The organism is Bradyrhizobium sp. BR14999 (assembly GCF_056106085.1).
Genome location: NZ_CM148536.1, coordinates 6,471,646 through 6,491,198, shown reverse-complemented (window position 1 = coordinate 6,491,198; position 19,553 = coordinate 6,471,646). Strand labels below are relative to the sequence as shown.

Annotated in this window: 19 protein-coding genes and 1 pseudogene; 14 read left to right on the top strand and 6 right to left on the bottom strand. The window is 63.5% G+C overall.

All coding sequences use genetic code 11. The features are described 5' to 3' along the window. From ACR9YP_RS30455 to ACR9YP_RS30445, 3 genes are read right to left on the bottom strand one after another with little or no spacing between them, the layout of a single operon-like run. Entirely contained in the window at positions 1-1,014 is a 1,014-nt protein-coding gene (locus ACR9YP_RS30455) for an alpha-ketoacid dehydrogenase subunit beta (protein WP_249760880.1), read from the bottom strand. 3 nt (positions 1,015-1,017) lie between these two features. Beyond that, complete coding sequence (locus ACR9YP_RS30450; protein WP_370986530.1) at positions 1,018-2,250, bottom strand: 3-methyl-2-oxobutanoate dehydrogenase (2-methylpropanoyl-transferring) subunit alpha; 1,233 nt, start codon at positions 2,248-2,250, stop codon at positions 1,018-1,020. Beyond that, on the bottom strand, positions 2,247-2,507 hold the full coding sequence (locus ACR9YP_RS30445) for a hypothetical protein (RefSeq protein WP_474217766.1): 261 nt from the start codon (positions 2,505-2,507) through the stop codon (positions 2,247-2,249). The genes ACR9YP_RS30450 and ACR9YP_RS30445 overlap by 4 nt, the downstream gene beginning before the upstream one ends. A gap of 95 nt (positions 2,508-2,602) precedes the next feature. On the opposite strand from ACR9YP_RS30445, the pseudogene ACR9YP_RS30440 reads away from it, so the two are divergent. Further along, positions 2,603-2,803: pseudogene (locus ACR9YP_RS30440) on the top strand (Lrp/AsnC family transcriptional regulator); the annotation flags it as partial. A gap of 75 nt (positions 2,804-2,878) precedes the next feature. Further along, positions 2,879-3,127, top strand: a complete 249-nt coding sequence (locus tag ACR9YP_RS30435; RefSeq protein WP_474217765.1) for an Lrp/AsnC ligand binding domain-containing protein — start codon at positions 2,879-2,881, stop codon at positions 3,125-3,127. 154 nt (positions 3,128-3,281) lie between these two features. Here the strand turns inward: ACR9YP_RS30435 and ACR9YP_RS30430 are convergent, their stop codons facing one another. Then, positions 3,282-3,791 (bottom strand): hypothetical protein, encoded by a 510-nt coding sequence (locus ACR9YP_RS30430; RefSeq protein ID WP_474217764.1) that lies wholly within the window; start codon positions 3,789-3,791, stop codon positions 3,282-3,284. A 601-nt stretch (positions 3,792-4,392) separates the two neighbouring features. On the opposite strand from ACR9YP_RS30430, the gene ACR9YP_RS30425 reads away from it, so the two are divergent. From ACR9YP_RS30425 to ACR9YP_RS30415, 3 genes are all read left to right on the top strand, one after another. Next, positions 4,393-5,277: an NAD(P)-dependent oxidoreductase gene (locus ACR9YP_RS30425; protein WP_474217763.1), complete on the top strand. Its 885-nt coding sequence runs from the start codon at positions 4,393-4,395 to the stop codon at positions 5,275-5,277. Between the two features lie 87 nt (positions 5,278-5,364). Next, a complete protein-coding gene (locus ACR9YP_RS30420) occupies positions 5,365-6,846 on the top strand; it encodes an aldehyde dehydrogenase family protein (RefSeq protein WP_438109455.1) in 1,482 nt (493 codons plus the stop codon). A gap of 137 nt (positions 6,847-6,983) precedes the next feature. Next, positions 6,984-8,063, top strand: a complete 1,080-nt coding sequence (locus ACR9YP_RS30415; protein WP_438109454.1) for an isocitrate/isopropylmalate dehydrogenase family protein — start codon at positions 6,984-6,986, stop codon at positions 8,061-8,063. Positions 8,064-8,071: 8 nt separating this feature from the next. Here the strand turns inward: ACR9YP_RS30415 and ACR9YP_RS30410 are convergent, their stop codons facing one another. Both ACR9YP_RS30410 and ACR9YP_RS30405 read right to left on the bottom strand, forming a co-directional pair. Beyond that, positions 8,072-8,968, bottom strand: coding sequence for a LysR family transcriptional regulator (locus ACR9YP_RS30410; protein ID WP_438109453.1), 897 nt, complete (start codon positions 8,966-8,968; stop codon positions 8,072-8,074). Positions 8,969-9,428: 460 nt separating this feature from the next. Continuing rightward, positions 9,429-10,316, bottom strand: a complete 888-nt coding sequence (locus tag ACR9YP_RS30405; protein ID WP_438109452.1) for a LysR family transcriptional regulator — start codon at positions 10,314-10,316, stop codon at positions 9,429-9,431. Positions 10,317-10,503: 187 nt separating this feature from the next. Here ACR9YP_RS30405 and ACR9YP_RS30400 point away from each other — a divergent pair, with 187 nt between their 5' ends. Genes ACR9YP_RS30400 through ACR9YP_RS30360 form a run of 9 tightly spaced genes read left to right on the top strand, consistent with a single transcriptional unit; the run spans position 10,504 to position 19,542 of the window. After that, on the top strand, positions 10,504-11,427 hold the full coding sequence (locus ACR9YP_RS30400; protein ID WP_438110826.1) for an N-carbamoyl-D-amino-acid hydrolase: 924 nt from the start codon (positions 10,504-10,506) through the stop codon (positions 11,425-11,427). A gap of 35 nt (positions 11,428-11,462) precedes the next feature. Continuing rightward, the gene (locus ACR9YP_RS30395) at positions 11,463-12,284 is read left to right on the top strand and encodes an ABC transporter substrate-binding protein (protein ID WP_438109451.1); all 822 of its coding nucleotides are present in this window, start codon (positions 11,463-11,465) and stop codon (positions 12,282-12,284) included. Beyond that, on the top strand, positions 12,281-13,138 hold the full coding sequence (locus ACR9YP_RS30390) for an amino acid ABC transporter permease (protein WP_474217762.1): 858 nt from the start codon (positions 12,281-12,283) through the stop codon (positions 13,136-13,138). Before ACR9YP_RS30395 ends, ACR9YP_RS30390 begins: the two co-directional genes overlap by 4 nt. Continuing rightward, positions 13,135-13,899: an amino acid ABC transporter ATP-binding protein gene (locus ACR9YP_RS30385; RefSeq protein WP_474217761.1), complete on the top strand. Its 765-nt coding sequence runs from the start codon at positions 13,135-13,137 to the stop codon at positions 13,897-13,899. Before ACR9YP_RS30390 ends, ACR9YP_RS30385 begins: the two co-directional genes overlap by 4 nt. A 13-nt stretch (positions 13,900-13,912) precedes the next feature. Further along, positions 13,913-14,728: an ABC transporter substrate-binding protein gene (locus ACR9YP_RS30380; protein WP_438109448.1), complete on the top strand. Its 816-nt coding sequence runs from the start codon at positions 13,913-13,915 to the stop codon at positions 14,726-14,728. Then, positions 14,715-15,605: a polysaccharide deacetylase family protein gene (locus tag ACR9YP_RS30375; RefSeq protein ID WP_474217760.1), complete on the top strand. Its 891-nt coding sequence runs from the start codon at positions 14,715-14,717 to the stop codon at positions 15,603-15,605. Before ACR9YP_RS30380 ends, ACR9YP_RS30375 begins: the two co-directional genes overlap by 14 nt. Positions 15,606-15,625: 20 nt before the next feature. Continuing rightward, entirely contained in the window at positions 15,626-17,209 is a 1,584-nt protein-coding gene (locus ACR9YP_RS30370) for an ABC transporter substrate-binding protein (RefSeq protein WP_474221152.1), read from the top strand. Next, the gene (locus ACR9YP_RS30365; RefSeq protein WP_474217759.1) at positions 17,206-18,579 is read left to right on the top strand and encodes an amidohydrolase family protein; all 1,374 of its coding nucleotides are present in this window, start codon (positions 17,206-17,208) and stop codon (positions 18,577-18,579) included. Before ACR9YP_RS30370 ends, ACR9YP_RS30365 begins: the two co-directional genes overlap by 4 nt. A gap of 36 nt (positions 18,580-18,615) precedes the next feature. Beyond that, positions 18,616-19,542, top strand: coding sequence for an N-carbamoyl-D-amino-acid hydrolase (locus tag ACR9YP_RS30360; protein ID WP_474217758.1), 927 nt, complete (start codon positions 18,616-18,618; stop codon positions 19,540-19,542). The last annotated feature ends 11 nt before the right edge of the window (positions 19,543-19,553 follow it).

The following is a 19,553-nucleotide window of genomic DNA, read 5'->3' as shown; positions in this document are numbered from 1 at the left end:
TCAGGCCTCCAGCGTTTCGGCCAGCGCGCGACTGACTCGCGCCGGGCCCGGGAAGTAGTCCCATTCCTGGGCATGCGGGTAGGGCGTGTCCCAGCCCGCGACGCGCGCGATCGGCGCTTCCAGATGATAGAAGCAGCGCGTCTGCACCAGCGCGCAGAGCTCGGCGCCGAAGCCGGACGTCAACGTTGCCTCATGCACGATCACGCAGCGTCCGGTCTTCTTGACCGAGGCCTCAATGGTGTCGAGGTCGAGCGGCAGAAGGGTGCGGAGATCGATGATCTCGGCATCGATGCCGGTCTCGGCTGCCGCGCTTTCGGCGACATGGACCATCGTGCCATAGGCCAGGATCGTGACGGCTTCGCCCTGCCGGCGGATCGCGGCGCGGCCGAGCGGCACGGTGTAGTACCCCTCGGCGACCTCGCCGAGATCGTGCTTCGACCACGGCGTCACGGGACGGTCATGGTGGCCGTCGAACGGGCCGTTGTAGAGCCGCTTTGGCTCAAGGAAAATGACCGGGTCGGGATCCTCGATCGCGGCGATCAGGAGGCCCTTGGCGTCGCTCGGATTCGAGGGCACCACGGTCTTGATGCCACAGACATGGGTGAACAGCGCTTCCGGGCTTTGGCTGTGCGTCTGTCCACCGAAGATGCCGCCGCCTGTCGGCATGCGCACCACAACCGGACAGGTGAACTGGCCGTTCGAGCGATACCGCAGTCGGGCGGCCTCGGAGACTATCTGGTCGTAAGCCGGATACATGTAGTCGGCGAACTGGATCTCGACGCAGGGTTTTAGGCCGTAGGCCGCCATGCCGACCGCGGCGCCGACGATGCCGAGCTCGCTGATCGGGGTATCAAAGCAGCGGCTCTTGCCGTATTTCGCCTGCAGCCCTTGGCTCGCGCGAAATACGCCGCCAAAATAGCCGACGTCCTCGCCGAACACGACGACGTCGTCATCGCGCGACATCATCACGTCCATGGCCTCGCGAATCGCCTCGATCATGGTTCGCCGCGGCATGGCTTAGACTCCTGCTTCCTGGCGCTGCCGGCGCAGGTGCGGCGGCATCTGCGAGAATACACCCTCGAACATGTCGCGCGCAGAGGCATGCTTGGGGGAATGCAGCGTGCCGTAGCTCTCGGCCTCCTTCTGCGCCGCGATCACGGTGTCCATGATCTCGGCCTCGGTCTGCTTGTGCCGTTCGTCCGACCAGGCGCCGCGCACGATCAAATGGTTCTTCAGCCGGATCACAGGATCTCCGAGCGGCCATGCTTCGGATTCCGTCTTCGGCCGATAGCCCGCCGGATCATCCGAGGTGGAATGCGCGCCGACCCGATAGGTCACGTGCTCGATCAGCGTCGGGCCGAGATTGCGGCGGGCGCGCTCGCAGGCCCATTTCGCCACGGCATGGACCGCGAGATAGTCGTTGCCGTCCACCCGCAGCGCCGGAATGCCGAAGCCGAGGCCGCGCGCCGCGAAGGTGCCGGAACCGCCGCGCGCGATGCCCTGGAAGGTCGAGATGGCCCATTGATTATTGACGATGTTGAGCACGACCGGCGCGCGATAGGTCGAGGCGAATACCAGCGCGGCATGGAAGTCGGACTCGGCGGTGGCGCCGTCGCCGATCCAGCCGACGGCGATCTTGGTATCGTTCTTGATCGCGGACGCCATCGCCCAGCCGACCGCCTGGATGTACTGGGTGGCGAGATTGCCGGAGATCGAGAAGAAGCCGTGCTCCCTCGAGGAATACATCACCGGCAGCTGGCGTCCCTTCAGGGGATCATGGGTGTTGGAATAGATCTGGCAGGCCATGTCCACCAGCGGATAGCCGCCCGCGATCAGCAGTCCCGCCTGGCGATAGGTCGGAAAGTTCATGTCGCCCGGCGACAGCGCCTTGCGGAAGGCGCAGCTCACGGCTTCCTCGCCCATGTGCTGCATGTAGAAGGACGTCTTGCCCTGCCGCTGCGCCATCTGCATCCGCGCATCGAAGGCGCGCAACGTCATCATGTGACGCAGGCCTTCCAGCAATTCATCATCGGAGAGCGATCCCGCCCAGGGGCCGACGGCTTCGCCGTCGCGATTGAGCACGCGGATGACGGAGAAGGCGAGGTCGCGGATCGCCTCGGCATCGACGTCGACTTCGGGGCGTGCGACCTGGCCTGCGCGAGGGATGCGGATGTTGGAGAAATCGGGTGTGTCGCCCGGGCGCACGGCCGGTTCGGGGACGTGAAGGGAAAGTGGCGCGTTGTCGGTCATGGGCGCGACCTCATTTCAAGCGAGAGATGCGGCGCCGGGCCCGGCAGCGCGACGTCGCATTCGCCGCGCACCTCGACGGCACCAATGCAGACCACAGTACCAACGCGGCGGGCGAGACGATCAACAGCGTCACGATCCGTGATGTCGATGGACGCTGATATCCGGTACACGTCGGCGTCGGCTTGGGCGCTGACGGCCGCGAGCTTAAGGCCGGCGACGCGCGCCTGATCGAGCAGCCGGCCGAGGGCGGCATGCATATCGCTGCTCCTGAGCTCCAGAAAAAACACCGTCCGCTCCTCCCTAAACGTAGTATGTTTGTACTGGCCAACAACCGGATTTTTGTTCCAATTATCTGGGTAATTCGGTCATTCGACGTGGACGTGCGGCGCGGCCAGCTAAGGCTCCGCGCAAGGATTCGCTTCGCCTGGACGAGATCGACCGCAAAATCCTCCGCGCACTGCAGCAGGATGCGCGACTGACGACGGCGCAGCTTGCCGACGAAATCGGGCTCTCCACCACGCCGTGCTGGAACAGACTGAAGCGGCTCGAAACCCAGGGCTATATCGATGGCTATGTCGCACTGCTCAATCAGGAGAAGCTCGGCCTGCCCGAAACGGTCATCATAGAAGTGACGCTCGATCACCATGACGATGAGGTGCTCGAACGTTTCGGCCAGCTGCTCACGAACCTGCCGGAGGTGATCGAAGCCTATCTCACGACCGGCGACTACGACTACGTGGTGAAGGTGGCCGTCGAAAGCACCGCCGGATACGAACGCTTCCTGCGCGAAAAGCTCTATCGTATTCCCGGCATTCGCCACAGCCGATCGTCCTTCGCGTTGCGCTGCCTGAAGAAGCTGACCTCGGTCCAGGTCTAATGTGTGCGGCTCATCAGCGCGAAGGTATCGGGCTGGTCGCCCTTCGGCTCGGGCGCAGTCGCGAAGGCCAAATCGCGCCGATGGCGGTGTGAACACGCAGACGCCACTCGATTGGACGTCTGCTCCTTGCGTTCACTGTGGAAAATATCGTTCGTCAGAAGGCGGTCTTCTTGCCGATGATGCCGACGTAGCTCGATCGTACCAGAGCTCCCCAGCGGCCATCCCTCTTGACGATCACGTAGAAAGAGTCGGCGGAAAGTATCGGCTTGTCATTGGCGTCATAGCGCGTGAATCTCGTGACAAAGTGGAGTTTGTCGTCGGATTTCTGCACCAATTTGCGAGACGTCCACGCTGAGCGAGCCCATGTCGAAGCCTGCGCCAACTGTTTCGCATCGTTCGATTGCGCATATTCTTCCGGCGTGTTCCAGACCTGCACCTGCCCGCCAGCGATTCTTATATGCGGATAGTGAACCGTCTTGGACCAGGCTTCCGCATCTCGCGAGTTGAACGCCTTCATGAACTCGTCGAGATAAGCGCATCCTTGCTTCAGAAGCTCGTCGTTTCCCGGATTTTGGCACTCGTCGTCGGGTTGACCTTGAGCCAGTGCAACCGTGCTCATGCCAAAGAACACGCCCGCAAGCGCCAGCAGCATGCGAAGTTTCATGCGGGTACCTCCCTAATCGACCAAGTCAGCTTGGTTCATTTTGATTGACAGAGACGTCGATCGAGGTCCGATCTTAGATGGACAGAGCGCCAAGGCAATGCCGAAGCGGCGCAGTATTTCTGAAGGGGGCGTCAGTTTTTCTCAATCGCTGAAGGCTGGAAGGTGACGCGAGGCTTGCGCGGGCCGAAACGCGCGGCCGCTCCAAGTGAGTGGTCTCTTGCTTCCCTTGGCGGTTCGTATCAAAACACCGGTACATCAGAAAAACCAAACAGGGGGTCAGAAAAAGCGCCTTGCACGAAGCGGGGGTAGCGTCGCTCATCTTGCCGCACAAACAACAACCAATTGCAGGCAGGAAACGATGGTCGCGAGCGATTAATCTTGCGCAACGGTTCGGCTCGGTCGCGCCTTCGCATTCAGAGCCGTCGGCAGCGCGGCCTTGCGGCAACGTTGGATCGGACGATGAGCGCTCTGGTGCGACGAACGCCCTCGTTCAAGCTGACGCATGTACGCCGCCGTCTACTAGATGGTTTTCCAACATGATCGTGGGTAGGCAACGTCGCCCAGTCCAACCAGAGATGCGAATGATCAGCGAGGTATCGCAATGAAGGTGGGAATTATTGGTGTCGGCCTGATGGGACACGGAATCGCGAAGAACGTTCTGGTGCGGGGCGGCTATCCTCTTGCCTTTCTCGACCATCCCGGCAATCAGCCGGTGGACGACCTCGTCGGTCTCGGCGCCGTAGCCTGCAAGACTCCGGGCGACGTGGCAGACGTGTCCGATGTCATCATCCTCTGCGTGACCGGCTCTCCGCAGGTCGAAGCAATTCTCACCGGCGATGCCGGCGTCTTGCCCCGGCTGCGAAGGGGGACAATCATCGTCGATTGCTCGACCGCGCTGCCGGAATCGACGTTGCGGATGGCCGCTGCGGTCCGGGCCGCCGGTGGAAGCTTCCTCGACGCGCCGATGACACGCACAGCGAAGCATGCGGAAGAGGGAACGCTGAACCTTCTGGTTGGCGGCGATGAAGCAGACTTTCAAAGCGTCCGTGCCGTCCTTGCCGCGTTCACCGAGAGCCTCGAACGGGTCGGACCCGTGAGCTTCGGCCATCGGCTCAAGCTGCTCCACAACTACGTTTCAATCGGCTTCATGGCGCTTCTCAGCGAAGCAGCCGCGCAGGCGGCCGATGCAGGCGTCGATCCCGCGGTTTTCGTCGATGTTCTCGCCAAAGGCGGTGGCGCCGGCGTGGCGCTGCAGCGGTTGGCGCCGGCCATCGTGGCTGGCGACGTCGAGACGGTCCCGTTCTTCATCGCCAATGCATTGAAGGACATCAACTACTACAGGACGATGGCGGGCACATCCGGCGCATGCCGGACGATCGCCGACGGTGTTGCCGGCGCGATGGCAGCGGTGGTCGAGAGCGGGCACGGGCAGGCCTATATTCCGGAACTGGCGCACTTCCTCCGCAAACAGCAGCCAGCTGCGTAGAACCCATTCCCGAGACGATTGCTGCAAGGTAAGCACGACATCAAACAAGGCGGACATCCGACAATCGCCTCTGACAGGAGTAGACCGATGACAAAAGCTGAGATCCGATTTCCCATCGACGGCCGAACCCGAAAGATGTTTGTGGACGGCGCGTGGGTCGAAGCCCGCTCGGGTAAAGTCTTCGAGACGCGCAACCCCGCGACCGGCGAGGTGATCGGACGCGTGCCGCGGGCAGACGCGGCCGACATCGGTCTTGCCGTCGCCGCGGCCCGCCGCGCCTTCGAGGGCCCGTGGAGCCGCTTCAAGCCGTTCGAGCGGCAGGCCCTGCTGTTGCGGATCGCCGACCTGTTCGAGAAGCACTGGGAGGAGATCAGCCAGTCCGATACAGCAGACATGGGAATGCCGATCGTCAGAACGCGGGCGAACAAGCTTCGCGTGCTCGGCATGCTCAGATACTACGCCGGCATGGCAACCGCGATCCACGGGCAGACGATCGACAATTCGCTGCCGGGCGATATCGTCTCGTTCACGCGCAAGGAGCCGGTCGGCGTCGTTGGCGCCATCATTCCCTGGAACGCGCCGACGGCTGCATCGGTCTGGAAGATCGGGCCCGCGCTGGCGACCGGCTGCACCATCGTGCTCAAGCCGTCCGAAGAGGCGCCGCTGACGCCATTGCTGATCGCGGATTTAATGAGCGAGGCAGGGGTGCCGCCGGGCGTGGTCAATGTCGTGACCGGGACCGGGCCGGAGGCCGGGGCGCCGCTGGCCGAGCACTCCGGTGTCGACAAGATCGTCTTCACCGGATCCACCGCAACCGGGCAGGCGATCGTTCGCGCCTCGGCCGGCAACCTCAAGCGGGTGTCGCTCGAACTCGGCGGCAAGTCACCGGTGATCGTCTGCGCGGACGCGGACCTCGACAAGGCCGTGCCGATTGCCGCGATGGCGGCGTTTGCCAATTCGGGCCAGATTTGCATCGCCGGCTCCCGCCTGTTCGTCGAGCGCGCGATCCACGACGAACTGGTCGAACGGCTCGGGAAATTTGCCGCGGCCCTGAAGATCGGTGATGGTGCCGATCCCACGACGGAGATTGGACCGCTGGTCTCCGAGTGCCAGCTCGACAAGGTCGAAGGCTTCCTGCGGAGCGGGCGCGACGAGGGCGCGAAGGTCGTGACCGGTGGCAGCAGGCTGAGAGAAGGCGCCCTCGCGAAGGGTAATTTCGTCGCGCCAACCGTGTTCGCCGGCGTCTCCGACAACATGCAGATTGCCCGTGATGAAATCTTTGGCCCGGTCATTTCCGCGCTGCCGTTCGACACGCTCGATGAGGCCGTGACGCGCGCCAACGCGACGCCATACGGACTTGCGGCAGGTGTTTTCACGCGCGATGTGAGCAAGGCCCACGTCATCTCGAGGAGCCTACGCGCCGGGTCGGTGTGGGTGAACACCTATCACGCCATCGATCCTGCGTTGCCGTTCGGCGGCTACAAGATGAGCGGATATGGCCGCGAAGGTGGCACCGAACAGCTCGACGAATACCTGAACACGAAGGGGGTCTGGATCAAGCTGGATTGATCGATCGTCCGGCGCGGCCGATCGTGGCAGTGACCGCGCCGCCGGACGAGAGCAGCGAGAGGCCATGCCACATCGTGCATGTCCTGCCACGGGCGAAGTGACGTCACCATCACAGGATAATTTGTCGAGCGAGCATCATGAAGGATACTTACAAGATCGCCGTCGTGCATGGAGACGGTATCGGGCCCGAAGTCGCTGGTGCGGCGGTCGCGGTGCTGCAAGCCGGTGTCCAGGCCGGGACGCTCCATTTTGCGGAATATCCCGCGGGCGCCACGCACTTTCTCGAAACCGGGGATTCGTTTCCGGCCACCTCGTTCGAGGGCTGCCGCACAGCCGATGCTATTCTCCATGGTGCGGCCGGCATTCCCGGTGTGGTTCACCGTGATGGAACCGAAGCCGGACTCGATTTCACGCTCTCGCTTCGCTTCAAGCTCGACCTGTTCGCCAATGTGAGGCCGATCAAGCTGTACAAGGGCGTGCCGTCCCCGCTCGGGCGGCCGGGATCGATCGACTACGTCATCGTCAGGGAGAACAGCGAGGGCCTCTACGCCGCGCGCGGCGCCGGCGCGCTGCTCAGGGAGGAAGTCGCAGTCGACACGCTCGTCCAGACCCGGAAGGGCATCGAACGCATCGTCCGGTTCGCATTCGAGCTTGCGAGAACACGGAATGGTTCACCAAAGGACGGTCGGCGCCGGGTGACCTGCTGCGACAAGGCCAATGTGCTGCGCACTTACGCGTTCTTTCGTGCCGTCTTCGACGAGGTCGCCAAAGACTATCCCGACATCGAAGCCGAGCACGTCCTTGTCGACGCGATGACGGTTCATCTGGTCAACAAGCCCTCGCATTTCGACGTCATCGTCACCGAGAACATGTTCGGCGACATCATTTCCGATCTCGGTGCGGCGACGGTCGGCGGCATGGGCATGTCGCCATCGGAAGAGGTTGGGGACGGGATCGGTTTCTTCCAGGCCTCGCATGGCTCGGCGCCCGACATCGCAGGAAAGGGGCTCGCCAATCCCTATGGGACGATCCTGGCGGCGATCCTGATGCTGCGGCGGCTCGATCAGCGCTATCGGGACAGCCGGCTGCGGCTTGGTGCCGACAGGATCGAGGCCGCGGTCCGTGCCGGGCTGGAGGATGCAGCGCTGAGGACCCGTGACATCGGCGGCAGCGCAACGACCAGTCAGGTCGTCGATGCGCTTCTGAAGTTGCTCTAAGCGCGGCGTCAGCGCAGCTGGGCCAGGCTCGAGCGGATCAATGAAATCAGTTGTTCGGTGTTCGGGCGCCTGACAGGGCCGCGCGGGGTGATCAAGCCGATCTGGCGAAGCTTGACGTGGTCCGAGATCGGGACGACACGAAACTGCTGCACGCCGGCCTGCACCAGAGCGACCCGCGGTACGATTGCGATGCCGAGGCCGGACGCTGCCAGGGCCAGCGCCGTCGTAGCGGCCTGGACCTCGAATTGCACATCGAGGCGGACGGCGAGGATCTCCAGCGTCTCGTCGATCAGCCCTCGGACCGCTGTCGTCTTCGACAGCAGGATAACCGGCTTTTCGACGAGATCGGCGAATCCGATGCTTGATTGGCCCTCGTCGAATACCGGCGGTACACAGGCAAAGAGGGGATCTTCAAGGATCGGCTCGAACTCACAATCCCCCATGTCGGGGACCTCCGGACCAATGCCGAACTCGACATCTTGCCGCTTCAGCAGTTCGAGCATCGGTGTCGTGGAGAGCTCCATGAGCTGGACCTGGCTCCGCGGATAGCGGACCTTGAATGTCGCCAGGATGTTGGGCAGCCATCCGGACGCAAGTGTCGGAACGCAAGCCATTCGAATGTGACGGCTGCGGGATTGCGCTGATTCGGTCAGCAGATCCAACCCGGACTGAACTTCCTGGAGGGCTCGCTTTGCCTGTTCGAACAGGATCCGACCCTCAGGTGTAAGCAACACCTTCTGCGGTGTCCTGCGAAAGAGCAGGACGCCGATCTGCTCCTCCAGGTCGCGAACCTGCATGCTGATGGCAGACGGCGACCGGTTGGATTCCTCTGCAGCCTTTCGGAAGCTTTCGTGCTCGGCCGCGAGCAGGAAAGTATGGAGAAGCTTCAGGTTGATGTTCGGCAAGTCCGAATACCTCGTTCAGCGCTCATGCGCTCCATGCGGAATGACCCCAACGCGGATTGACATGTATATCTGGCCAAGAAGGCGGCAGTCTTGATCAAACCAGATCATCGCGCCCTGGCTCGACGAACCCACGATCTTCCGTATCGCTGCGGCCTTCGAGGCGGCGCAACCCTGGGCGGAGTTCTGGCCGTCGCTGGCGTTACGTGGGCTGGCCGGGGGGCGTGCCAAGGGGTGAAGCGGGCATGATGGAATAGTGCCGGTGTTTTGCCTGACGTGTCAAATATCCAGACCACGATCCGGAAGAGTGCGCAGCAGTTCTCCGAAGAAGGGCGGGCGAAAACCCCTTTGCTGACAATGCCATGTCTACTGTGCATGGAGTTATTTTCGATGTTCTGTTGGCCTAGCCAAGCGCGATCGGCGCGGCCGCTGAGCTCTTCGTGTCGGCAGTACGGTGCCCTGATCATTCCAGTTGTCGGCTTGCTCGGCGGACTTCGTCGAGGAACGCTCTTGCAAGACGCGAGAGCGGCTCCGCTTCGGACCACAGCATGTATGCTAGCGCAGGTGTTTCGGGAAGGAAGGGGCGTATGACCAGCTCCTGACTGCCAGCCTGGTGCGGTGAGAACGGATCCACCACCGCCGCGCCGACGCCTGCTGCGGCGAGCACGCAGGCGGTGTTGCAGTATCGCACCTCGACAGTTGGCTGGAATGGAGCGCCGGCCGAAGCAAAACTCGCACGCACGGCTTCACCCAACTGCGTTCCGCGCTCGAGCCCGATGAAGGGGAGATCGGCGAGATCGGACGCGGTGATCACCGCGCGGTCCGCCAGCGGATGCCGCGGCGGCACGACGCAGACCATCTCGCCGGTGTGTACCACTTCATGCGCGATGCCCGGATGATGCGAGAAGCCGAGCGCGAAGCCGAGCTCGGCGACCCGGCTCAGGAGCCCGTCGATGATGCCCTCATAGCGGCGAACGTCGAAGAACATCCGCGTCTGCGGCCGCCGGCGCAGGAAGTCCGACAATGCGGGCGGGATGATGCTGTAGGCCAGCGGCGGCGTTGCGACGATCGAGAGATGCCCCGTGCGACATTCCCTGAGATCACGGACGCGGTTTTCCAGCTTGGCATGCAGCGCAAAAATCGTCTCGCTTTCCTTGTAGAGCGCCATCGCCTCGGCGGTCGGAAACAGGCGGTTGTTGACGCGCTCGAACAAGGCGAAGCCCGCCTGCGTCTCCATCGCCTTCAACGCGTTGCTGATCGCCGGCTGTGACAGCGACAGCTCCTCGGCTGCTGCGACTGTCGTCCGGTGTCGAACGACCGCACGCAAAATTTCGAGTTGGCGCAGGTTCATCTATTCGTGCCCGTTATAGTCCGACCGAAAATATCATAGCACGAGTGATTGCCAACGCCGCTCTCATTTCTTGTAATGCGGTGCGGAATGAGCGCTGCCGAGGGAATATCGGTCCGCCTATCGAGGCAGCAGTCCGCATCATTTGGAGGCAATGTTGACTCGCGTTCTTCGTGCTGCCGCAGCCCAGATGGGGCCGACGCAAAGAGCTGATGCCCGTGCGCACACACTTGATCGCATGCTCCGGTTGCTCGAAGAGGCGGCCGCGCGGGGGGCGCGGCTGGTGGTGTTTCCCGAACTCGCCTTCACGACATTCTTTCCGCGCTGGCTGCTCGAAGGCGATGGGCTCGATCAGTATTTCGAGCGCGGCATGCCGAATCCGGCTGTCCAGGCGCTATTCGACCGAGCCCGCGAACTGCGCGTCGGCTTCTATGTCGGCTATGCCGAACTTACCCCGGATGGCCGTCGTTACAATTGTGCGATCCTGGTTGGCGACAGCGGCGAGATCATGGGTCGATATCGCAAGGTGCATCTGCCCGGATCGGTCGAACCGCGATCGGGCGCGCGCTACCAGCAGTTGGAAAAACGCTACTTCGAATATGGCGATCTCGGCTTTCCCGCCTTCCGCGCAGGATCGGCGTGGAGCCACGCCATCATGGGCATGATGATTTGCAACGATCGCCGCTGGCCGGAAGCCTGGCGCGTGCTGGGCCTGCAGGGAGTCGAACTGGTCTGCATCGGCTACAATTCGGCGGCCTACGATCCGAACGGCGGCGCCACCGAGGACGCGGCACTGCGCACCTTTCATTCGACGCTGGTCGCGCAGGCCAACGCCTACATGAACGCGACCTGGGCGATTGCAGTAGCGAAGGCCGGCGAGGAAGATGGCTCTGGCCTGATCGGAGGCTCATGCATTGTCGATCCGAACGGCAGGATCGTCGCACAGGCGAAGACACTGGCGGACGAGGTCGTCGTTGCCGACATCGATCTCGATCTCTGCCGCCAGGGCAAGGACAAGATGTTCAATTTTGCCGCCCACCGGCGGCCCGAGCAATACAGGATGATCACTGAGCGCGCCGGCGTGGTCGAGCCGGCCGTTCTCGACATGGACTGACATGCGGCCAGTCGCGCGTTGGCAAAGGAGCTGACATGACACGCCTCTCGCTTTTCCTCGGCCTTGCCGCATTCGCTGCCGCCTCCGTGCGGGCGGGCGAACTACCGGCGGAGATCAAGCAGACCGGCACATTGAAGCTGACGGTCAATTCGACCTATGCTCCAATGGAGTACCGTGATCCCACGACGAACGAACTCGTCGGCCTCGACATCGATCTGGCCAATGAACTTGCCAAGCGGCTCGGCGTCAAAATCGTCTGGAGCGAAACGCCGTTCGCTGAACTCATCCCGTCGCTGCAGACCAAGCGCGCCGATTTCATCATCAGCGGCATTTCCGACCGTAACTCACGGCGCGAGACCGCCGACTTCATCGACTACCTGACCACCGGACCGCAGTTCTTCGTTCTGGACGGGCATGAGGCAAAGGTCGCCGCCGATCTCTGCGGCAAGAAGGTCGGCACCACGCGCAGCACGAGCTTTCCGGTCGAGATCGAGAAGTGGAGCAAGCAGAACTGCGAGGCTGCAGGCAAGGCGGCCATTCAGTATGTTCCGGGCGAGAACTCGATCGACGTCCGCAACCAGCTCAAGCAGGGCCGCATCGACGCCGCGGTGCAGGGCAGCGAGACGCTGCCCTATGCCCAGCAGCAGGAGGCAGGCAAGTACCGTGTTGTCGGCGAGCCCTTCGCAATCGGCTATCAGGGCATCATGTTCCGCAAGGACGATGCTGCCCTACGCGAGGTGGTGACGGAGCATCTCGCGGCGATGATCGCTGACGGCTCCTACAAGAAGATCCTCGACAAATTTGGTTTGGAGGCGAATGCCGTCGCCAAGCCGATGATGAATGCGGCGCCGCAATGAGGGCGGCCCCGACGCTTGCGGAAGGCTTTCCCGATCTCTCGCAGATGCAGATCGCGCGGGAGATCCACTGGCGGCGGTGGCTGGCTGCGGCCGCGATCGTCGTGGTGCTGGCGGCCATCGCCCGTGCCTTTGCCGCCGGCCAGATCGAATGGTCCTATGTCAGCCGCTTCCTGACCGCGAAGGTGATCCTTGAGGGTATCGTCAACACCATGGTGATGGCGGTGCTCGCCATGGTGCTCGGCATCATCCTCGGCGTGGTCGTGGCGATCATGCGGCTGTCCCCCAATCCGGTGCTGAAGTCGGTCGCTGCAGGCTACACCTGGCTGTTCCGTGGCACGCCGCTGATCCTGCAACTGCTGCTCTGGTTCAATCTCGCACTGGTGTTTCCGACCATCGGCATTCCCGGCCTGTGGACGGCACGTGCCGTCGACGTCATGACGCCCTTCCTCGCAGCGCTGCTCGGACTCGGCATCAACCAGGGCGCCTATACGTCGGAGGTGATGCGCGCCGGCATGCTGTCGGTCGATGCCGGGCAGTATGAGGCGGCGCAGGCGATCGGGATGGGGCGGCTCCGCGCGCTGCGGCGGATCATCCTGCCGCAGGCGATGCGCGTGGTGATACCGCCGCTCGGCAATGAATTCATCGGCATGGTGAAGGCGACCTCGCTCGCCAGCGTGATCCAGTATCCCGAGGTGCTGCATAACGCCGAGAATATCTACTACGCCAATTCGCGCGTCATCGAACTCCTGATCGTCGCCGGCTGCTGGTATCTGCTGGTGGTATCGATCCTGACCCCGCTGCAGATGCTGCTCGAGCGCCGCTTTGCGCGTGGAACGGCACGGATCAACCGATGACGAAGCCCCTCGTCGCGATCCGCTCCGTCAGCAAGGCCTTTGGAGAGTTCCAGGCTCTCAAGAATGTCTCGCTCGACGTGTGGCCCGGCGAGGTGCTTTGCCTGATCGGTGCGTCGGGCTCGGGCAAGACGACGCTGCTTCGTTGTATCAACCAGCTCACCGAGATCGATAGCGGCGGCATCTGGCTGGATGGTGAACTGCTCGGCGTACGCGAAGAGGGTGGCAAGCTGCGCCGCCTGACCGAACGGCAGATCGCGCGCCAGCGGCTGAAAACCGGGATGGTGTTCCAGCAATTCAACCTGTTTCCGCACAAGACGGCGCTGGAGAACATCACGGAAGGACCGGTGCAGGTGCAGGGCCGCTCGCTGGATGAGGTCCGCGCCGAGGCGATCGAGCTGCTGCGCCGGGTCGAGCTTGCGACGAAAGCAGACTCCTATCCGTCGCAGCTCTCAGGCGGTCAGCAGCAGCGCGTGGCGATCGCGCGCGCACTGGCGATGAAGCCGATGCTGATGCTGTTCGACGAGCCAACCAGCGCGCTGGATCCCGAGCTCGTGGGCGAGGTGCTGTCGGTTATGAAGGAGCTCGCGCAGAGCGGCATGACCATGATGGTGGTGACACATGAGCTTGGTTTTGCCCGCGAGGTCGCTGATCGCGTCGTCTACATGGACCATGGCGCAATCCTGGAGTCCGGGCGCGCCGCTGATGTTCTCGGGGCGCCGCGCGAGGCGCGCACGCAGGCATTTCTGGCGGCGGTGATTTGATGGGGGGAGTTTGATGATCAGACTGATTGTCGCAGGCGTGCTTGGAGTGGTCCTGGCCGGGGAGGCCTTTGCGATCGAGCTGCCAGCGGAGATTGCGAAGCGCGGCAGCATCAAGGTCGCAATCGTGCCGAACTATCCGCCGATGGAGTTCCGTGATCCCGCCACCAATGCGCTGGCCGGATTCGACGTCGATCTCGGCGAGGCGCTCGGCCGCAAGCTCGGCGTCAAGCTGGAGTGGGAAGAGACCAGCTTCGCGCAGTTCATGCCGTCGATCTCGTCCGGGCGGGTGGATGCGGTCCTGTCGGGCTTTACCGACTACGCGACGCGGCATGAGGCGGCAACCTTCGTCGATTATCTGCGCAGCGGCCCGCAGTTCTTTGTGCAGAAATCTCGTGCGGCCGAGTTCAAGGACATGGCGGCGCTGTGCGGCAAGAAGGTCGGCGCCAGCCGCCGCACTATGTTTCCGGATCAGATCGCGGCGTGGAGCACGGCGCATTGCGGCAGCAACGCGATCGTATTCGTCGGCACGGAGGGCTCCGCCGACGCGCGCACGCAACTGAAGCAGGGGCGGATCGACGCGGCGGTCCAGGGCAATGAGACGCTGCCCTACATCATGGACCAGGAACCCGGCGCCTATGCGCCGGTTGGCCAGGCGATCGCGGCGCAGTTCACCGGGATCGCGTTGCCGGTCAAGGAGAAGGCACTGCAGCAGGCCTTTGTAGAGGCACTCGATGCGTTGATCGCCGACGGCACCTACCGCGGCCTGCTTGCAAAGTGGAAATTGACCGACAACGGCGTAGAGAAGGCGACCATCAATGCTGGACAGTAAGGCACTCCAGAGCATCCCGCTCGTCCCGGCGAACACCGCGGACCCGGCACCGAACTATCCCTGGCCGAAGCCGTGGACGTCGGCCATGTTCCTGTCGTTCGACGTCGACGCGGAAAGCGCCTGGACCAGTAAGGACGCCGTCCACGCGCAGCGTCTGATCACCATGAGCTATGGCGGCTATGAGGCGCGGGTCGGCACGCCGAAGCTTTTGGAGCTGCTCGACCAGCTCGATCTGAAGGCGACGTTCTTCGTTACGGGATGGTCGGTCGACGCGCATCCCGCAATGGCGGAATCCATCCTCAAGGCGGGCCATGAGATCGGCCATCATGGCTACCACCATCTGCTGCCCGACCCCGGCGATCCCTGGATCGAGGAAGAGCTGGAGCGGGGGTTTGAGGCGCTGAAGCGCCGGCTCGGCGTCAAGCCGATCGGCTATCGCGCACCCTATGGCGAGTTCACTGAGGAGCTGCGTCGAGCGCTGGTCCGGCACGGCATCGTCTACACCTCCTCGTTCCGCGACGACGTCCGGCCCTATCGTCATCGCCTCGCCGACGGCAAGCCCGGCACGATCGAGCTGCCGGTCACCGCGAGCTATGACGACTGGATGCACGGCCTCTCGGCGCGGTTCAGCCCGCGCTCGATCTTTCCCAAGGAGCATGTGCTCTCGATCTGGAAGGACGAGCTTGACGAGGTCCGCGACTGGGGCGCGATGGTGACCACCGTGCTGCATCCGCAATGCAGCGGCCGTCCGATGCGACTCCGTCTGCTCCGCGAGTTCCTGACCTACGCCAAATCCTGCCCGGACGTGTGGATCACGACCGGGGAGGCGATCGCAGCAAACTTCCAGCACCACGAAACGGCGGGTCAATCGCGCTGATGAGCAGGGGCAAGTCGTCGATGCAGCTCTCCCGCCGGTCCCTGTTGCGCGCTGCGGCGGTGGCGCCCGCGCTGTCGTTTCCGGGTATCGTGCGCGCGCAATCGCAGTCAACGCTGCGCTTCATCCCGGTGATCGATCTGGCGTTCGTCGACCCGATTTATTCCACCGCACAGGTGTCGCGCAACCATGGCTTCATGGTCTACGACACGCTCTATGGCATCAATTCGGCGCTGGAAGTCTCGCCGCAGATGGTCTCGGGCCACGTCGTCTCCAATGACAGCAAGCAATGGGACCTAACGCTGCGCGATGGGCTGTTCTGGCATGACGGCGAGCGAGTGCTGGCGCGGGACTGCGTTGCCAGTATCCGACGCTGGGCCTCGCGCGACGGATTCGGCGGCGAATTGATGGCGGCAACCGAGGAGCTGTCCGCGCCGGATGACCGTACCATCCGCTTTCGCTTGCGGCGGCCGTTCCCGCTGCTGCCGCAGGCGCTCGGCAAGGCCGCGGTGCATGCCGCTTTCATGATGCCCGAGCGGTTTGCGAGCCAGGATCCACTCAAGCCGATCACCGAAGTGATCGGCAGCGGGCCGTTCCGTTTCATCGCGGATGAGCGCGTGCCGGGCGTACGCAACGCCTATGCCCGGTTCGAGCGCTATCAACCTCGCCAGGACGGCAAGCCGGATTGGACCGCCGGTCCCAAGGTCGTGCACTATGACCGCGTTGTGTGGACCACGACGCCGGACCCGGGGACCGCTGTGGCGGCCCTCCAGACTGGCGAGCAGGATTGGCAGGAAACCACGCCGCACGATTTGCTACCCGTGCTGAAGCAGTCCGATGAGGTCGAAACGCGTGTGCTCGATCCCCGCGGCTATGCGTGCATGCTCCGCGTCAATCACCTGCAGCCGCCGTTCGACGATCCGGCGATCCGCCGTGCGCTGCTCGGCGCGATCGATCAGGCCGACTTCATGACCGCGGTCGCGGGCGGAGATCCGGCGTACCAGCTCTCGCCGATCGGCTACTTCGCACCGGGAACGCCGATGGCCAATGACGTCGGGCTCAACGTCTTCCGCGGCCCGCGCGATATGGCTAAGGTGAAGGCCGATCTGGCGGCGGCTGGCTACAATGGCGAGAGGGTCGTGCTGCTGTCGCCGAGCAATTCGGCCGCGCAAAAGCCGCTTGGCCAGATCGCCGCCGACATGCTGCGGAGGGCCGGGATGAACGTCGACCATCAGGCGCTCGACTTCGCGGTCGTGCTGCAGCGCCAGCTCAAGAAGGATCCAATCGACAAGGGCGGTTGGAGCGCTGCCGTCGGCAATTGGCAAGGCATCGACTGGCTCAACCCGGCCGGTAACACCAATCTGCGCGGCGAAGGCAAAGTCGCCGGATGGTATAGCAGCGAGAAGATGGGCGGCCTGCGCGGCCAGTGGCTCGCGGCTTCCTCGCTCGAAGAGCAACAGCGGATATGCCGCGAGATCCAGGCGCTGGCGTTTGAAGAGATTCCGTATTTCCCGATCGGCCTGTACAAGCAACCGACCGCTTACCGCAAGAGTATCACCGGCATCCTCGACGGCACCACAGTCTTCTGGAATGTGCGTCCATCATGAGCAGCATCGCGATCTTCGGCAGCTACGTGTTATCACGCTGCGACGATACGCAGGACGTGCTTCGCGATCATTGGGTGCTGATCGAAGGAAAGAAGGTCGCGGCTATCACCAAGGACAGGCCGTTCGCCGCCGAGGTACATGATCGTCCCGGGCGCTTCATCCTGCCGGGCCTGATGAACTTGCACAATCACTGTTTCAGCGAGGCGGTGGCGCGCAGCCACACCGAGGATGGCAACGGCCGGCGCAACAATCAGAGCATCGTCTATACGGTGCTGCTGCCGCTGACCAAACGCGGCGCCGATCTGCTCTCGGCCGAGGAGCGCCTTGCGGTCGCGCGGCTCGGCATATTGCAGTTACTCAAGGGCGGGGCGACCACGGTGATGGAGCCGTTCCGCAACACGATCCCCGAGATGTTCGACGCCGCCGAGGAGATGGGAATCCAATTCTATGGCGCGCCGTATCTGTTCTCGACCTCGGACGCCAAGGCCGGCCCGGACGGTGTGGTCAGATACGCCGGTGACGACGGCGCGGTCGACCTCGCCACCTGGAACATGCTCTATCAGCGCTGGAACGGGTGTGGTGAGGGACGGATTGGCCTCGCGATGAGCCCGCATGCGACCGACACCTGCGGACCCGATCTGCTGCGTGCTTGTGCGGCACGGGCCCGCGAGCTTGGCGTTCCCATCACTACCCACCTGGCGCAAAGCCGTGCCGAGGTGGAAACGATTGGCAAGCGTTATGACGGCCGCACGCCGGCCGAATATCTCGATTGGCTGGGCCTGCTGGCTCCTGATCTTCTCGCAGCGCATTGCATCGCAAGCTCCGACAGCGATCTGAAGCTGATGGCGGCGCGGGGCGCTGCGGTGTTGAATTGCCCGCGGGTGTTTGCGCGATCCGGCGTCACGGCGGCGTTCGGCCGGTTTGCCGAACATGGCGTGCGCACCGTGGTCGGCACCGACGGCTACAACATGGACCTGCTTGGCGAGCTCAATGCGGCCTCGATGATCTCCAAGCTTGCGCTGCAGCGGGCCGAGGTCGCGAGCGCGCCTGACCTGATCGAAGCGGTGACAGCGACCGCGGCTGCGCTGGTGAAGCGTCCGGATATCGGGGCGATTGCGCCCGGCGCAACGGCCGATCTGACAGTCATTGACATGACCCATCCGCACCTGCAGCCGCTGTTCGATCCGCGCCGCGCGCTGATCGCGCTCGGCAACCGCGCCAATGTCGATCAGGTCATCGTCGACGGCCGCTTGCTGATCGATGCGGGGCGCTATGTTCACGGCGACGAGGCTGCGATCACCACCGCGGGGGCTGCCGCGATCGGCAAGATCTGGGACCTGCCGGAAGCGCAGGCCGCGTTCAATGGCTGAGGTCCCGCCGCACGATTTGCAAGGAGAACAACAACCATGCGCATGATCAACGTCGCCGCGGCCCAGATGGGCCCGATCCAAAGCGCGGAGGGGCGCGATGTCGTGGTCAGGCGCATGCTCGCGCTGATGGATGAGGCCAAGGCGGAAGGCGCGGACCTGATCGTCTATCCCGAGCTCGCGCTGACCACTTTCTTCCCGCGCTGGTACATGGAGAACCGCGCCGACGCCGATGGCTGGTTCGAGCGCGAGATGCCCAATGACGCCGTGCGGCCGCTGTTCGATCGCGCGGCCCGCCACGAGATGGCGATGAGCTTTGGCTATGCCGAACTGACGCCGGACGGCCATCATTTCAACACCGCGATCCTCACCGACCGCAGCGGCAATATCGTTGGCAAATACCGCAAGATCCATTTGCCCGGCCATGCCGAGTTTGATCCGGAACGTACGCACCAACATTTGGAGAAACGCTATTTCGAGCCGGGCGATCTCGGCTTTCCGGTCTGGCGCAATCTCGACGGCATCATGGGCATGGCCGTCTGCAACGACCGCCGTTGGCCGGAAACCTATCGCGTGATGGGCCTGCAGGGCGTCGAGATGGTGCTGATCGGCTACAACACGCCGTCGGTCAACGCGCAGAAGGGTGACGAAGGGCCGGAGAAGCGGCTGTTCCACAACCGCCTTTCGGCGCAGGCCGGTGCCTACCAGAATTCCTGCTGGGTGATTGCGGTCGCCAAGGCCGGTGACGAGGACGGTCATCGCTTGATCGGCGGCAGCATCATCGTCAATCCGGACGGCGAGATTGTCGCCGAGGCCAAGACGGAGGATGACGAGCTGCTGGTGCATCCCTGCGATCTCGACGCCACCGCGTTCGGCAAAGAGACGATCTTCAATTTCGCCGCCCATCGTCGCACCGAGCATTATGGCCTGATCACCAGCCGTACCGGCGCGATCCCGCCGCCGTGAGCTGAAGGTCG

Coding starts and splice junctions, on each gene's coding strand:
- ACR9YP_RS30445 (WP_474217766.1), bottom strand. CDS start 2,507: ATGCATGCCGCCCTCGGCCGGCTGCTCGATCAGGCGCGCGTCGCCGGC.
- ACR9YP_RS30380 (WP_438109448.1), top strand. CDS start 13,913: ATGATCAGACTGATTGTCGCAGGCGTGCTTGGAGTGGTCCTGGCCGGG.
- ACR9YP_RS30360 (WP_474217758.1), top strand. CDS start 18,616: ATGCGCATGATCAACGTCGCCGCGGCCCAGATGGGCCCGATCCAAAGC.
- ACR9YP_RS30430 (WP_474217764.1), bottom strand. CDS start 3,791: ATGAAACTTCGCATGCTGCTGGCGCTTGCGGGCGTGTTCTTTGGCATG.
- ACR9YP_RS30420 (WP_438109455.1), top strand. CDS start 5,365: ATGACAAAAGCTGAGATCCGATTTCCCATCGACGGCCGAACCCGAAAG.
- ACR9YP_RS30455 (WP_249760880.1), bottom strand. CDS start 1,014: ATGCCGCGGCGAACCATGATCGAGGCGATTCGCGAGGCCATGGACGTG.
- ACR9YP_RS30415 (WP_438109454.1), top strand. CDS start 6,984: ATGAAGGATACTTACAAGATCGCCGTCGTGCATGGAGACGGTATCGGG.
- ACR9YP_RS30390 (WP_474217762.1), top strand. CDS start 12,281: ATGAGGGCGGCCCCGACGCTTGCGGAAGGCTTTCCCGATCTCTCGCAG.
- ACR9YP_RS30365 (WP_474217759.1), top strand. CDS start 17,206: ATGAGCAGCATCGCGATCTTCGGCAGCTACGTGTTATCACGCTGCGAC.
- ACR9YP_RS30375 (WP_474217760.1), top strand. CDS start 14,715: ATGCTGGACAGTAAGGCACTCCAGAGCATCCCGCTCGTCCCGGCGAAC.
- ACR9YP_RS30385 (WP_474217761.1), top strand. CDS start 13,135: ATGACGAAGCCCCTCGTCGCGATCCGCTCCGTCAGCAAGGCCTTTGGA.
- ACR9YP_RS30370 (WP_474221152.1), top strand. CDS start 15,626: ATGCAGCTCTCCCGCCGGTCCCTGTTGCGCGCTGCGGCGGTGGCGCCC.
- ACR9YP_RS30405 (WP_438109452.1), bottom strand. CDS start 10,316: ATGAACCTGCGCCAACTCGAAATTTTGCGTGCGGTCGTTCGACACCGG.
- ACR9YP_RS30400 (WP_438110826.1), top strand. CDS start 10,504: ATGGGGCCGACGCAAAGAGCTGATGCCCGTGCGCACACACTTGATCGC.
- ACR9YP_RS30450 (WP_370986530.1), bottom strand. CDS start 2,250: ATGACCGACAACGCGCCACTTTCCCTTCACGTCCCCGAACCGGCCGTG.
- ACR9YP_RS30395 (WP_438109451.1), top strand. CDS start 11,463: ATGACACGCCTCTCGCTTTTCCTCGGCCTTGCCGCATTCGCTGCCGCC.
- ACR9YP_RS30425 (WP_474217763.1), top strand. CDS start 4,393: ATGAAGGTGGGAATTATTGGTGTCGGCCTGATGGGACACGGAATCGCG.